12 protein-coding genes are annotated in these 13,675 nt (G+C 73.3%); 8 read left to right on the top strand and 4 right to left on the bottom strand.

The genetic code is table 11. The features are described from left to right. Positions 1-149 precede the first annotated feature (149 nt). The 3 genes from ACFV9T_RS13530 to ACFV9T_RS13540 are packed head-to-tail and all read right to left on the bottom strand — an operon-like array spanning position 150 to position 2,260. Complete coding sequence (locus tag ACFV9T_RS13530; RefSeq protein WP_385439519.1) at positions 150-1,106, bottom strand: aminoglycoside phosphotransferase family protein; 957 nt, start codon at positions 1,104-1,106, stop codon at positions 150-152. A 43-nt stretch (positions 1,107-1,149) separates the two neighbouring features. Further along, positions 1,150-1,623 carry a ferritin-like domain-containing protein gene (locus tag ACFV9T_RS13535; protein WP_385439520.1) on the bottom strand — a complete coding sequence of 158 codons (474 nt, stop codon included), beginning with the start codon at positions 1,621-1,623 and terminating at the stop codon, positions 1,150-1,152. Positions 1,624-1,678: 55 nt separating this feature from the next. Beyond that, a complete protein-coding gene (locus tag ACFV9T_RS13540; protein ID WP_385439521.1) occupies positions 1,679-2,260 on the bottom strand; it encodes a hypothetical protein in 582 nt (193 codons plus the stop codon). Positions 2,261-2,445: 185 nt separating this feature from the next. On the opposite strand from ACFV9T_RS13540, the gene rimP reads away from it, so the two are divergent. The 8 genes from rimP to ACFV9T_RS13580 all read left to right on the top strand — a co-directional run bounded on the left by rimP (position 2,446) and on the right by ACFV9T_RS13580 (position 10,611). Next, positions 2,446-2,952: a ribosome maturation factor RimP gene (rimP, locus tag ACFV9T_RS13545; protein ID WP_385439523.1), complete on the top strand. Its 507-nt coding sequence runs from the start codon at positions 2,446-2,448 to the stop codon at positions 2,950-2,952. A gap of 2 nt (positions 2,953-2,954) precedes the next feature. Continuing rightward, positions 2,955-3,959 (top strand): transcription termination factor NusA, encoded by a 1,005-nt coding sequence (nusA, locus tag ACFV9T_RS13550; protein ID WP_385439524.1) that lies wholly within the window; start codon positions 2,955-2,957, stop codon positions 3,957-3,959. A 117-nt stretch (positions 3,960-4,076) separates the two neighbouring features. Further along, positions 4,077-4,367, top strand: coding sequence for a YlxR family protein (locus ACFV9T_RS13555; RefSeq protein WP_385439526.1), 291 nt, complete (start codon positions 4,077-4,079; stop codon positions 4,365-4,367). Positions 4,368-4,521: 154 nt separating this feature from the next. After that, positions 4,522-7,659: a translation initiation factor IF-2 gene (infB, locus tag ACFV9T_RS13560; protein WP_385439528.1), complete on the top strand. Its 3,138-nt coding sequence runs from the start codon at positions 4,522-4,524 to the stop codon at positions 7,657-7,659. A gap of 122 nt (positions 7,660-7,781) precedes the next feature. Then, positions 7,782-8,078, top strand: coding sequence for a DUF503 domain-containing protein (locus ACFV9T_RS13565; RefSeq protein ID WP_385439529.1), 297 nt, complete (start codon positions 7,782-7,784; stop codon positions 8,076-8,078). Positions 8,079-8,119: 41 nt separating this feature from the next. Then, positions 8,120-8,617 carry a 30S ribosome-binding factor RbfA gene (gene rbfA, locus ACFV9T_RS13570; RefSeq protein WP_385439531.1) on the top strand — a complete coding sequence of 166 codons (498 nt, stop codon included), beginning with the start codon at positions 8,120-8,122 and terminating at the stop codon, positions 8,615-8,617. Continuing rightward, positions 8,614-9,534, top strand: a complete 921-nt coding sequence (gene truB, locus ACFV9T_RS13575) for a tRNA pseudouridine(55) synthase TruB (RefSeq protein ID WP_385439534.1) — start codon at positions 8,614-8,616, stop codon at positions 9,532-9,534. The genes rbfA and truB overlap by 4 nt, the downstream gene beginning before the upstream one ends. 120 nt (positions 9,535-9,654) lie before the next feature. Next, on the top strand, positions 9,655-10,611 hold the full coding sequence (locus ACFV9T_RS13580) for a bifunctional riboflavin kinase/FAD synthetase (RefSeq protein WP_385439536.1): 957 nt from the start codon (positions 9,655-9,657) through the stop codon (positions 10,609-10,611). 88 nt (positions 10,612-10,699) lie between these two features. On the opposite strand, the gene ACFV9T_RS13585 is transcribed toward ACFV9T_RS13580, so the two are convergent. Next, positions 10,700-13,543 carry an SCO5717 family growth-regulating ATPase gene (locus ACFV9T_RS13585; protein WP_385439538.1) on the bottom strand — a complete coding sequence of 948 codons (2,844 nt, stop codon included), beginning with the start codon at positions 13,541-13,543 and terminating at the stop codon, positions 10,700-10,702. Positions 13,544-13,675: the final 132 nt, after the last annotated feature.

The following is a 13,675-nucleotide window of genomic DNA, read 5'->3' on the forward strand; positions in this document are numbered from 1 at the left end:
GCGTGCCCGCGCGGCCCGGGCGCAACTAACACGGCGGGGGCCCGGGGCGCAGGCCGTCGGGGCTGCTTGGCCGTGCGGGCCTCCGTGGGCACCCCGGCCGCACGGGGTCAGGGGCGGAGCCCCTGTTTCGGGAAGGGGCGGGGTGGGGGCTACAGCCAGCCCGCGAACTCCAGCAGCAGCTCGGCCCGCCGCCGGTCACCCGCCGCCCCGTGGCGCAGGCCCGTCTCCACGGCGCGGAAGAGGGCCCAGCCCCGCAGCCGGTCCCGGTCCACGTCCAGCGAGTCCGCCAGCTTGGCGACCCGGCGGCGGGCGGCCGCGGCCGGGCCGGGGCCCGCGGCCAGGTCCTCGCAGCGGTCCAGGACCAGCCGCGCCAGGTCGTACGCGCGCTCCCCGACCACCGGCGCCGGGCCCACCGCGAGCCAGGGCGTCCGCTCCCCGGCCAGCACCTTGCCCTGCCGGAAGTCGCCGTGCAGCAGCAGCCGTTCGGGCGGCTCGGCGGTCAGCCCGGACCGCAGTTCCAGGGCCTCGTCGGCCAGCGGGCGTACGTCGGCCGCCCAGCCGCCCGAGGCGAGGATCGGCAGCACCTCGGCGGCCTCGCCGGTGCGCCGCTCGACCGAGCCGACCGCGTCGAATCCCGCGTCCGGCGGCGGCACCCACAGCCGCCGCACCGTGCCCGCCGCCTCCAGCAGCGCCTTCGCCTCGGGCAGCGAGCGCAGCGACACGGCGGACTGCAGCCGCTCGATCAGCAGCGCGCCGTCCTCCTGCCCGGTGCGCAGGAGCCGGGCCGCGCCCCAGCCGTTCCAGTGGGCGAGCGCGGCCGCCTCGGAAGCGGCGGCGGGGCCGGGTACGGGGAGCTTGAGCGCCGCCGGGGTGCCGTCCGCCTGCCGTACGAGCACGACCAGGCCGCCGCGGCCGCCGGGGGTGACCACCCGCTCGGGGGTCAGTTCCCACTCCCGCAGCCGCCGCGCGGCCAGCTGCGGCAGGGCGGCCAGCCAGCTCCGTACGGGCCCGGCCGGATCGTCGCCCACGACGTCCAGCAGCCGCTTCGGCACCTGGAGGGAGGCCATGTCACCGGCCATGTCACCGGACTCTTCTGCCGCTGCCATTCCCGAGCTGCCCCCTGTCACCGTCACCCAACGCACATCACTGTCAGACCCCGTCGGCGGCTCCGCTCGCCGACGCGGACGGGGCGGCCGGCGCGGCGCGCTCGGTGAGCCCAGGGAAGGCTACGCCGCCGCCCCGCCAGCGCACCGACCGGACCGCCGCCTCACGCAGCGCGCCCGCCGCCTGCCGCCGCAGCGGGCCGTCGGAGGTCCGTACGAGGTCGGCGTAGACGGCGGCCACCCGGTTCTCCAGCTCGGCCGCGAGCCGGACCGCGGCCGCCGAGTCGGGCACCGCGAACGGCAGCGCGTACGCGGGCGCCGCGCTCTGCGGCGTGCCGCCCATGTCGCGCACGGTGCGCACGAGGTCGTCGCGGCGGGCACGGTGCGCGGCGTACCCCTCGCGCGCCTCGGCGAGACGGTCGTCGCCGACCCGGCCGCCGACGACGCCGTATCCGTACACGGCGGCGTGCTCGGCGGCGAGCGCGGCCTGCGTGGCCTTGAGCGTCGCGGCCCGGTTCATCCGGGTGCTCCTTCCGCGCGGTGGGGGCTGAACGGGAGGGGACCGACGGGGACCGTCATGAGTCCGGGTCGCCCTGGGTCAGGAGGTACACATGGGCGGCGCCGCAGGCCGCTACGGAGGCCAGCAGCCGGGCCAGTTCGGGCGGCGCGCCGGCGAGCGCCGTGGTGCGGGTGTCGGCGGTGTGCCGCTCGGCCTGGGCGAGGGCGCTGAGGGCCTTCTTCTCGTCCCCGGGCACCGCGGGCAGCCGCCGCCCGCCCGCCGCCGGTGAACGGGACGCGGTCGCGGAGGCGGACGTGGAGGGGTCCTTGGATCCGAACGCGGCGACGTGCGCCGCCGTCTCCGCCCGCAGCGGACGCAGCCGCTCCGCGAGCCCGGTATGGGCGTCGATGGTCGCGTCGTAGCGCGCGAGGAGCGCGGCCGAATCCCGCACGCCCCGGGCGCGCAGCGCCGCGGCGGCCGCGGAACCGGAGGACCGGGGTCCGTCGTCCGAGTCTCCGGAGCAGCCGACCAGCAGCGCGGCGGCCCCCGCCGAACCCCCGGCCAGCAGCAGACTTCGCCGCCGCGGGGCCGCGGCCTGCGGGGCGGCCCCGGGGAGGGACGGGGGCGTGGGGCGCGGTGGTGGATTCGTGATCGGCACGTTCCTCTTTCCGGGCTGCGGCAGCTCCCGGCCGCCGTTAGTGATCACAGCAGGCGAGCGTACCCGCGCGAGGCCGGAATGCCGGGCAGCGGCCACCGAATCGTCAGCCCGCCGCCGGAACAGATAGGCTTTGAGCTGACACGCGACCTTCCCACAACAGCACACGCGGCCGAGGAGTCACCCGGATGAGCACGACCCAGAGCGAAAGGCTGCGCGGACTGCTGGAACCGCTCGTCAGCGCACGAGACCTGGATCTGGAAGAGGTCGAGGTGACACCGGCCGGGAAGCGGCGCGTCCTTCGCATCGTGGTGGACTCCGACGACGGCGTGCAGCTGGATACGTGTGCGGAGCTGAGCCGCGAGATCTCGCAGACGCTCGACGACGCGGAAGCGATGGGGCAGACCCCGTACGTCCTGGAGGTCACCTCACCCGGCGCCGAGCGCCCCCTGACCGAGCAGCGCCACTACCAGCGGGCCACCGGCCGGCTGATGCGGGCGCAGCTGGTGGAGGGCGGCGAGCTGATCGCCCGGATCATCTCGGTGGATGACGAGGGGCTGGATCTGGAAGTCCCCGGCGTGAAGGGGCGCAAGCCCACCGCCAGGCGGCTGGCCTTCAAGGAGATCTCCAAGGCACGAGTGGAGATCGAGTTCAACCGCAAGCCCGAGGGCGACGAGAGCAAGGAGGAGGCGTAGCCGTGGACATCGACATGAGTGCCCTGCGGGGTCTGGTGCGGGAGAAGGAGATCTCGTTCGACCTGCTGGTCGAGGCGATCGAGTCGGCTCTCCTCATCGCTTACCACCGCACCGAGGGAAGCCGCCGCCGGGCCCGCGTGGAGCTGGCCCGCGACAGCGGCCATGTGACGGTATGGGCCCAGGAGGACGCGGACGACCTCGCGGAGGGCGAGGAGCCCCGCGAGTTCGACGACACCCCCAGTGGCTTCGGCCGGATCGCCGCCATGACCGCCAAGCAGGTCATCCTGCAGCGGCTGCGGGACGCCGAGGAGGAGATCACCTTCGGCGAGTACGCGGGGCGCGAGGGCGATGTCGTCGCGGGCGTCGTCCAGCAGGGCAAGGACCCGAAGAACATCCTGGTGGACATCGGCCGCCTGGAGGCGATCCTGCCGGTGCAGGAGCAGGTGCCCGGCGAGGACTACGCGCACGGCACCCGGCTGCGTACCTACGTCGTACGAGTGGTCAAGGGCGTGCGCGGCCCGTCCGTGACCCTTTCGCGCACGCATCCCAATTTGGTGAAGAAGCTCTTCGCACTCGAGGTCCCGGAGATCGCGGACGGCTCGGTGGAGATCGCGGCGATCGCCCGTGAGGCGGGTCACCGCACCAAGATCGCCGTCCGGTCCACCCGTTCGGGTCTGAACGCCAAGGGCGCCTGCATCGGCCCGATGGGCGGCCGGGTACGCAGCGTGATGGCCGAGCTGCACGGCGAGAAGATCGACATCGTCGACTGGTCGGACGACCCCGCCGAGCTGGTGGCCAACGCCCTGTCGCCCGCCCGGGTGAGCAAGGTCGAGGTCGTGGACCTGGCGGCCCGGTCCGCCCGGGTCACCGTGCCCGATTACCAGCTGTCACTGGCGATCGGCAAGGAAGGGCAGAACGCCCGGCTCGCGGCCCGGCTCACGGGCTGGCGTATCGACATCCGGCCGGACACCGATCAGTCCGCGGAGCAGCCCGCCGAGCAGGCCTGAGCGGAGTCGATCAAGGCTGATTCAAGCCGCGGGCATCCGGGATCCGGCCGAAATCGTGTGACGGTTCGATCACTCCCCCCAAGGGGTGAGGTCGCCGCAGGGAGGTAGACTTAAGCAGTGTCTGGCCGCACGCGTGCCCGTGCCTGCCCTGAGAGAACCTGTGTGGGATGCCGGGAGCGGGCGGCCAAGAGCGATCTGCTGCGCATCGTGGCGGTCGAGGGCGTTTGCGCCCCCGATCCGCGCGGTACGCTGCCCGGTCGGGGAGCTTATGTGCACCCCACACGGGTCTGTTTCGACCTGGCGGTCCGCCGCCGGGCCTTTCCCCGGGCCTTCAGGGGACCGGGGGCGTTCGACACCACGGCACTGCGCCGTTATGTCGAGCACCAGGGTGACCAGTCACCCTCGTAAGAAGCTGGAAGAACGGCACGGGAACAACCGTGCGGTCAGGTACCTCGCGAGTCGGAAGTAGGTCGAGATTGCGATGAGCACTCGATGAGTACGCGATGAGTACGCCCATGAAGTAGCGACGGTCCGGCGGTAACCCGGACCTAAAAGGAGCGAAGTGGCTAAGGTCCGGGTATACGAACTCGCCAAGGAGTTCGGCGTTGAGAGCAAGGTCGTCATGGCCAAGCTCCAAGAACTCGGTGAGTTCGTACGTTCGGCGTCCTCGACGATCGAGGCGCCGGTGGTCCGCAAGTTGACTGACGCTTTCCAGGGTGGAAACGGCTCCGGCCGTGGTCCTGGCAAGCCCTCGGCGCCGCGCAAGGCGACGCCCAAGCCCCCGACGCCCGGTCCGGCGTCGGCGGCCCGTCCCGCTGCCCCCAAGCCCCCGACGCCCGGCCCCAAGCCGGCCGCCGCCGAGGGCCCGCGCAGCACGCCGTCCGCGGCACCCACTCCGGGCCCGCGCCCGACGCCCGGCCCCAAGCCGGCGGCCGGCCCCAAGCCGGGTCCGGCGCAGCCCGCGGCTCCGGCGCAGCCCGAGTTCACCGCCCCGCCGGCCACCCCCGGCCCCAAGCCCTCCCCGGCCAAGCCGGGCCCGGGTGCCCCGGCCAAGCCGGGCGCCACGCCCGGTCCGCGCCCCGGCGCCCGTCCCGGCCCCGGTGGCCAGGGCGGTCAGGGGCAGGGTGGCCAGGGCCAGGGTGGTCAGGGCGGCCAGGGTGGCCGTTCCGGCGCCCCGCGTCCGGGTCAGGAGCGCGGTGGTCCGCGTCCCGGTGGCGGCGGTCGTCCGTCCGGTCCGCGTCCGGGTAACAACCCCTTCACCTCCGGCGGCTCCACCGGCATGGCGCGCCCGCAGGCGCCCCGTCCCGGCGGCGGCGCCCGTCCGGGCCCCGGCGGCCAGGGCGGTGCCGGTCCGCGTCCGCAGGGCGGCGGCCAGGGCGGCCCCGGTGCCGGTCGCGGCCAGGGGCCCGGCGGTCCCCGTCCCACTCCGGGCTCGATGCCCCGTCCGCAGGGCGGCCAGGGTGCGGGCGGTCCCCGTCCCGGCGGCGGTGCCGGCGGTCCCCGTCCGAACCCGGGCATGATGCCCCAGCGTCCGGCCGCGGGTCCGCGTCCGGGCCCCGGTGGCGGCGGCGGTCGCGGCCCCGGCGGTGCCGGTCGTCCCGGTGGTGGCGGCGGCGGTCGTCCCGGTGGCGGCGGCGGTTTCGCCGGTCGTCCCGGTGGCGGCGGCGGTGCCGGTCGTCCGGGTGGCGGCGGCGGTTTCGCCGGTCGTCCCGGTGGCGGCGGTGGCCGTCCGGGCTTCGGCGGTCGTCCGGGTGGTCCCGGTGGCCGTGGTGGCACGCAGGGTGCGTTCGGCCGTCCCGGCGGTCCGGCGCGTCGTGGCCGTAAGTCGAAGCGGCAGAGGCGCCAGGAGTACGAGGCCATGCAGGCCCCGTCGGTCGGCGGCGTGATGCTGCCGCGCGGCAACGGCCAGACGGTCCGGCTGTCGCGTGGTGCCTCGCTCACCGACTTCGCGGAGAAGATCAACGCCAACCCGGCGTCGCTCGTCGCCGTGATGCTCAACCTCGGCGAGATGGTCACCGCGACGCAGTCCGTCGCCGACGAGACGCTGCAGCTCCTCGCCGACGAGATGAACTACAACGTCGAGATCGTCAGCCCGGAGGAGGAGGACCGCGAGCTTCTCGAGTCCTTCGACATCGAGTTCGGCGAGAACGAGGGCGGCGAGGAGATGCTCGTCGCGCGTCCGCCGGTGGTGACCGTCATGGGTCACGTCGACCACGGTAAGACGCGACTGCTGGACGCGATCCGCAAGACCAACGTGGTCGCGGGCGAGGCCGGTGGCATCACCCAGCACATCGGTGCCTACCAGGTCTCGACCGAGGTCAACGAGGAAGAGCGCCGGATCACCTTCATCGACACCCCGGGTCACGAGGCGTTCACCGCCATGCGTGCCCGTGGTGCGAAGTCGACCGACATCGCGATCCTCGTGGTGGCGGCCAACGACGGTGTGATGCCCCAGACGATCGAGGCGCTGAACCACGCCAAGGCGGCCGACGTGCCGATCGTGGTCGCGGTCAACAAGATCGACGTCGAGGGCGCGGACCCGACCAAGGTGCGCGGTCAGCTGACCGAGTACGGCCTGGTGGCCGAGGAGTACGGCGGCGACACCATGTTCGTCGACATCTCCGCCCGCCAGGGTCTGAACATCGACCAGCTGCTCGAGGCCGTGGTCCTCACCGCGGACGCCTCGCTCGACCTGCGCGCCAACGCGGAGCAGGACGCGCAGGGCATCGCGATCGAGGCCCACCTCGACCGCGGCCGTGGCGCCGTGGCCACCGTGCTGGTCCAGCGCGGCACCCTGAAGGTCGGCGAGACGATGGTCGTCGGCGACGCGTACGGACGCGTCCGGGCGATGCTCGACGACAACGGCAACCAGCTCCAGGAGGCGGGTCCCTCGACCCCGGTCCTGGTGCTCGGTCTGACCAACGTGCCGGGCGCGGGCGACAACTTCCTCGTCGTCGACGAGGACCGCACCGCCCGTCAGATCGCCGAGAAGCGCGCCGCGCGTGAGCGCAACGCCGCCTTCGCCAAGCGCACCCGCCGGGTCTCCCTGGAAGACCTGGACAAGGTGCTCAAGGCCGGTCAGGTCCAGCAGCTCAACCTCATCATCAAGGGCGACGCGTCCGGTTCGGTGGAGGCCCTCGAGTCCTCCCTGCTCCAGCTCGACGTCGGCGAAGAGGTCGACCTGCGCGTCCTGCACCGCGGTGTGGGTGCGGTCACCGAGACCGACATCGACCTGGCGACCGGCTCCGACGCCATCGTCATCGGCTTCAACGTGCGCGCCGATGGGCGTGCCACGCAGATGGCCGAGCGTGAGGGCGTGGACGTCCGCTACTACTCGGTCATCTACCAGGTGATCGAGGAGATCGAGGCGGCCCTCAAGGGCATGCTCAAGCCGGAGTACGAAGAGGTCGAGCTGGGCACGGCGGAGATCCGCGAGGTCTTCCGCTCGTCCAAGCTGGGCAACATCGCGGGTGTGCTCATCCGCTCCGGCGAGGTCAAGCGGAACACCAAGGCCCGCCTCGTCCGCGACGGCAAGGTCATCGCGGAGAGCCTCAACATCGAGGGCCTGCGCCGCTTCAAGGACGACGTCACCGAGATTCGCGAAGGCTTCGAGGGCGGTATCAACCTCGGCAGCTACAACGACATCAAGATCGACGACGTCATCGCGACGTACGAGATGCGCGAGAAGCCGCGCGGCTGACGCGCTGCCTCTCATCCGGGGCCGGTCGGCGGAGAATTTCCGTCGATCGGCCCCGGCCCTTGCGTGTACGGTTCGAGAAGCCCGAACCTCGAAGGCCCCACGGGTGGCTTGACCCGGACCGCATGTATGTAGGGACGTTGTCCTTTGACCTGCTCCTCGGCGACGTACGGTCGTTGAAGGAGAAGCGCTCCGTCGTCCGCCCGATCGTCGCCGAGCTGCACCGCAAGTACGCGGTGAGCGTGGCGGAGGTCGGCGACCAGGACCTCTACCGCAGGGCCGAGATCGGCCTCGCGGTGGTCTCGGGGGACACGGGCCACCTGGCGGAAGTCCTCGACCGCTGTGAGCGGCTGGTCGCGGCGCGGCCGGAGGTGGAACTGCTGTCGGTACGACGGCGGCTCCACGGTGGCGACGACGAGTGACCGAAGCGAAGACCTGAAGCGAAGAAGAGAGAAGAAGACGCATGACCGACACCGCGCGGGCACGCAAGCTGGCGGACCGCATCCGGGTCGTGGTCGCGGAGACGCTGCAGCGGCGGATCAAGGACCCGCGGCTCGGCTATGTGACCATCACCGACACCCGGATCACCGGTGATCTGCGGGAGGCGACCGTCTTCTACACGGTCTACGGCGACGACGAGGAGCGCGCGGCCTCGGCCGCCGCCCTGGAGAGCGCCAAGGGCGTGCTGCGGTCGGAGGTCGGCCGGCAGACCGGGGTGCGGTTCACCCCGACCCTGACGTTCGTACCGGACGCGCTGCCGGACAACGCCCGTACGATCGACGACCTGCTCGCCAAGGCCAAGGCGGCCGACGCGGAGGTCCGGGAGGCGTCCTCGGGCGCCACGTACGCCGGGGAAGCCGATCCGTACCGCAAGCCGGGTGAGGACGACGAGGCGGAGGCGGCAGAGGCCGCGGACGCCGACGAGTCTCCTTCCGACGGCAAGGGCGCCGCGGACGCATGACACGCAAGGGAAGGGCCGCGTCCGGTGCGCCGGACGGCCTGGTGATCGTCGACAAACCGGCCGGGTTCACCTCGCACGACGTCGTCGCGAAGATGCGCCGCTTCGCCGGTACGCGCCGGGTCGGGCACGCCGGGACGCTGGACCCGATGGCCACGGGCGTGCTCGTGATCGGCGTCGAGAAGGCGACCCGGCTGCTCGGCCATCTGGCGCTGACCGAGAAGGAGTACACGGCCACGATCCGGCTCGGCCAGACCACGGTCACCGACGACGCCGAGGGGGAGATCACCTCCTCGGACGGGGCCGCCGGGACCGCGCTCGACGCCGTGCGGACCGGGATCGGCGAGCTGACCGGGGACATCCAGCAGGTGCCGTCCAAGGTCAGCGCCATCAAGATCGACGGCAAGCGGTCGTACACCCGGGCCCGGGAGGGCGAGGAGTTCGAGATCCCGGCCCGGCCGGTCACCGTCTCGTCGTTCGTCCAGCGCGGGGGCCGCGAGGCGAAGGCCGAGGACGGCACCCCGGTGCTCGACCTCGACGTCACGGTCGTGTGCTCCTCGGGTACGTACATCCGCGCCCTGGCCCGCGACCTCGGCGCCGGGCTGGGCACCGGCGGCCATCTGACGGCGCTGCGCCGCACCCGGGTCGGCCCGTACGGGCTGGACGCCGCGCGGACCCTGGAGCAGCTGGAGGAGTCCCTCCAGATCATGCCCATCGCCGAGGCCGCGGCCGCCGCCTTCCCGCGCTGGGACGTCGACGATCACCAGGCCCGGCTGCTGGGCAACGGCGTACGGATCGACATGCCGCCCCGCGAGGGCGGCGCGGCGGGCCCGGTGGCGGTCTTCGGACCGGACGGGCGGTTCCTGGCCCTGGTGGAGGAGTCGAAGGGCCGGGCCAAGAGCCTCGCCGTCTTCGTCTGAGGGTTCCGTGGATCCCCGCCGACCGGCCTCCGGTGCACGGCGGGGACCGGCGGCATGGCAGTCTTAGATCTGCGAAAGCGATAAGTCGGCAGTCAAAGGTTCGGGCGAGGAGCGGGCATAGTGCAGCGCTGGCGTGGCTTGGAGGACATCCCCGAGGACTGGGGGCGCAGCGTCGTCACGATCGGTTCCTACGACGGAGTGCACCGCGGGCATCAGCTGATCATCGGCCGCGCGGTGACCCGCGCGCGGGAGCTGGGCGTACCGGCGGTCGTGGTCACCTTCGACCCGCACCCGAGTGAGGTCGTGCGGCCCGGCAGCCATCCGCCGCTGCTCGCCCCGCACCAGCGGCGTGCGGAGCTGATGGCGGAGCTGGGCGTGGACGCGGTGCTGATCCTTCCGTTCACCCAGGAGTTCTCGCGGCTCACCCCCGCGGACTTCGTGGCGAAGGTGCTGGTCGACAAGCTCCACGCGCGGGTCGTGGTGGAGGGCCCCAACTTCCGGTTCGGCCACCGCGCCGCCGGGAACGTGGACTCGCTGCGCGAGCTGGGCACCACCTACGACTACGAGGTCGAGGTGATCGACCTGTACGAGCGCGGCGCGGCGGGCGGCGGCGAGCCGTTCTCGTCCACCCTGGTGCGCAGGCTGGTCGCCGAGGGGGACGTCGCGGGCGCCATGGAGGTCCTGGGGCGGCCGCACCGCGTCGAGGGCGTCGTGGTGCGCGGCGCCCAGCGCGGCCGCGAACTGGGCTTCCCCACGGCCAATCTGGAGACCCTGCCGCACACCGCGATCCCGGCCGACGGGGTCTACGCGGGCTGGCTGACGGCCGAGGGCGAGGCGATGCCCGCGGCCATCTCGGTCGGCACCAACCCGCAGTTCGACGGGACCGAGCGGACCGTCGAGGCGTACGCGATCGACCGGGTCGGTCTGGATCTGTACGGGCTCCATGTCGAGGTGGACTTCCTCGCGTTCCTGCGCGGCCAGGAGAAGTTCGACTCGATCGAGGCGCTGCTGGAGCGGATCGCGGCCGATGTGAAGCGGGCGAGCGAGCTGGTGGAGGAGCACGACAGCCACCGCTGACGCCCCTTCGTACACAGACACACAAAGGCGATCGCCCCGCCGGACCGGTGGATTATCCGGTCCGACGGGGCGATCGCCTTTTGTACGGCTACTGCTGGGGCGGCGGGGGCGGCGGCTGGTGCTGCCACGGCTGCCCCTGCTGCTGAGGCGGAGGCGGCTGCTGCTGCCCTTGCTGTGGCTGTCCCTGCTGCCAGGGCTGGCCGGGCTGGGGCTGCTGCTGGGCCTGGTTCGGCTGCTGCGGCGGGTGCCAGCCCTGCTGCGGTCCGGGCTGACCGGGCTGGCCCGGCTGGGGGTAGCCCGGCTGCTGCGGCGGCTGTCCGTGCTGCGGATAGCCGTACCCGTACGGCGGCGGCTGCTGGCCCTGCTGCGGTTGCTGAGGCGCGTACGCCCCCGGGTAGGGCTGCTGGCCCTGGCCGGGCAGCGGCGGGGCCATCTGCGGCGGCTGGACGCCCTCCCCGGCCGTCCACAGGCCCTGCGCCTGCTGCGCGCGCGAGAAGTCCTCGGCGACCATGGCGGAGAGGTTGAAGTACGCCTCCCGGGTCTTCGGGCGCATCATGTCGAGGTCCACCTCGGCGCCTGCTGACAGATGCTCGTCGAACGGCACGACGACGACCCCGCGGCAGCGGGTCTCGAAGTGCGACACGATGTCCTCGACCTTGATCATCTTGCCGGTCTCGCGGACCCCCGAGATGACCGTGATGGAGCGCTGGACGAGGTCGGCGTAGCCGTGCGCGGACAGCCAGTCGAGCGTGGTGCTCGCGCTGCTCGCCCCGTCCACGGACGGGGTGGAGATGATGATCAGCTGGTCCGCGAGGTCGAGCACCCCGCGCATCGCGCTGTAGAGCAGACCGGTGCCCGAGTCGGTGAGGATGATCGGGTACTGCTTGCCCAGGATGTCGATGACGCGGCGGTAGTCGTCGTCGTTGAACGTCGTCGAGACCGCCGGGTCCACGTCGTTGGCGAGGATCTCGAGACCGGAGGCCGCCTGCGAGGTGAACCGCCGGATGTCCATGTAGCTGTTGAGGTACGGGATCGCGGTGACCAGGTCGCGGATGGTCGCGCCGGTCTCGCGCCGCACCCGGCGGCCGAGCGTGCCCGCGTCGGGGTTGGCGTCGATCGCGATGACCTTGTCCTGGCGCTCGGTGGCCAGGGTCGAGCCGAGCGCGGTGGTCGTCGTGGTCTTGCCGACGCCGCCCTTCAGGCTGATCACCGCGATCCGGTAGCACGAGAGCACCGGCGTACGGATCAGCTCCAGCTTGCGCTGCCGCTCGGCCTCTTCCTTCTTGCCGCCGAGCTTGAACCGGGAACCGGCGGGGTTGTTCTTCTTGGGCTTCTGCTTGCCGCGGATGAGCCGGTCCGAGGACAGCTCGACCGCCGCCGTGTACCCGAGCGGGGCGCCCGCGTTGCCCTGTCCGGCGCTCGGGCGCTGCTGCCGCTGGTCGGGCCCGGCGACGGGCCAGCCGCTGGCACGGGGGTCGGCCGCGGCGGCGGCGTCGGGACGCGGGTAGCCGTAGCCGTCCTGCGGCTGCTGGGGTTGCTGCGGCTGCTGGTGCTGTTGCTGCTGGGGCGGCTGGTGCTGCTGCGGCTGCGGCGCGGGCGGCGGGTACGGCCCCTGGCCCTGCTGGGGGCCGGGGTACGGCTGCCCCGCGTCGGGACGCGGATAGCCGTATCCGTCCTGCGTGGGCGCCGGAGGCTGCCCGGGCGCGCCGGGGTGCGGATAGCCGTACTGCGGGGCCTGGGGGACCTGCGGGGGCGGCGGAGTCTGCGGCCCCTGCGGCGCGCTCTGCGGACCCTGGGGCCCCTGCGGGCCTTGCGGACCCTGTTGCCCCTGCGGGCCCGGCGCGGCGGGGCCGCCCTGCGGGTAACCCCCCTGCGGGGTGGCCGGGTTCGGCGCCGGGGGCTGCGGCTGCGGGCCCGGCGCACCGGCGGCCGGACCGGGGGCGGGCTGCCCCTGCGGACCCGTCGCCTGCGGCGGCGCCCAGGGGCCGGCCTGCGGCGGCAGTGGACCACCGGCCGGGCCGGGTCCGCCCGTACGCTGCTCGGGGACCGGTGCCGGGCCGCCACCCGTGCCGCCCGACTCCGGCGCGGCGGGCTGGAAGTCCGGCGGCAGCGGCGGCAGCCCGGACTGCGGAGCGGCGGGCGGCGTCCAGCCGTTGCCCGTCTCCGGCGGTGCCGGGGAGTCGGCGGCCGCGTCCTGCGACCCGGCGGCCTCGCCGGATTCCGCCTCGGCGGCCTCCTTCCGCTCGGCGATCTCGCGCCGCATCGAGGCGGTGGAGAACCGCACCGTGGAACCGCTCGCCACGGCGCCATCGCTCTGGCCGCCGTCACTGTCGGCGGCATCGGCGTCGGCGGCGGCGACCTGCGGCGGCGCGGCGGGCGCCAGCGCGTAGTCGTCGTCCTCGTCCTCGGCGGCGTCGGGAAGGTCGGCCGCGTGCTGCTCGACCCGCTCGGCTTCCGGCTCACCGTCAGCCGGGGCCGCAGCGGCCGGATTTACGGCGAAGCCGGACAAAGAGGGTGTTCCATCAGGCTCGCCGTCCCGTGTCCTGGCCCCCGGCTCCGCGTCGCCCGCGTCCTCGGAGGGTCCGTCCGGCGCGGCCTGGTGCACGGAGGCATCCACCGGCGCGGGCTCGGCGGGAGGCGCCGCGGGCGGAGGTGTCCACGCCCCCGGGTAGCCGTCCGCCTCCGGCGGCCCGGGCACGGCCACCGGGTTGCCGACCGGCGGTGGCGGTGGCGGCGGCGGAGGCGTCGCGGTCCCGGCCCCCGTGTCCGCCCCGGTCCCCGCGGCGGGTGCCGACGGCGAAGCGTTCTGCGTGTACCAGGCAGGTGGCGTGTAGTCGATGGTGAACTCGCCCGTGTGCTCGGTCTCGGCGTCGGACCGATCATCGCCGGGTGTGGTTCCGCCCGTGCGGATCTCGTCCCGATCGCTGCTCACAATGCCTCCTGGTGTGGTCGAACACCCTTGAAATTCATGGCGAGGCCGATCTGTTGCCGATCGCTACTGTCGTCCGACCGTTCGGCTTTCCCCTTTTGTGGCGCCGGGGACACCTGATCAGGTTCATCACCG

The organism is Streptomyces sp. NPDC059850, from assembly GCF_042731515.1.
Taxonomy (GTDB): Bacteria; Actinomycetota; Actinomycetes; order Streptomycetales; family Streptomycetaceae; genus Streptomyces.

Bases quoted from the DNA above. Each gene is read 5' to 3' on its own strand.
- ACFV9T_RS13530 (WP_385439519.1), bottom strand. From the start codon at position 1,106: ATGGCAGCGGCAGAAGAGTCCGGTGACATGGCCGGTGACATGGCCTCC.
- ACFV9T_RS13535 (WP_385439520.1), bottom strand. From the start codon at position 1,623: ATGAACCGGGCCGCGACGCTCAAGGCCACGCAGGCCGCGCTCGCCGCC.
- rimP (WP_385439523.1), top strand. From the start codon at position 2,446: ATGAGCACGACCCAGAGCGAAAGGCTGCGCGGACTGCTGGAACCGCTC.
- ACFV9T_RS13565 (WP_385439529.1), top strand. From the start codon at position 7,782: ATGTATGTAGGGACGTTGTCCTTTGACCTGCTCCTCGGCGACGTACGG.
- rbfA (WP_385439531.1), top strand. From the start codon at position 8,120: ATGACCGACACCGCGCGGGCACGCAAGCTGGCGGACCGCATCCGGGTC.
- truB (WP_385439534.1), top strand. From the start codon at position 8,614: ATGACACGCAAGGGAAGGGCCGCGTCCGGTGCGCCGGACGGCCTGGTG.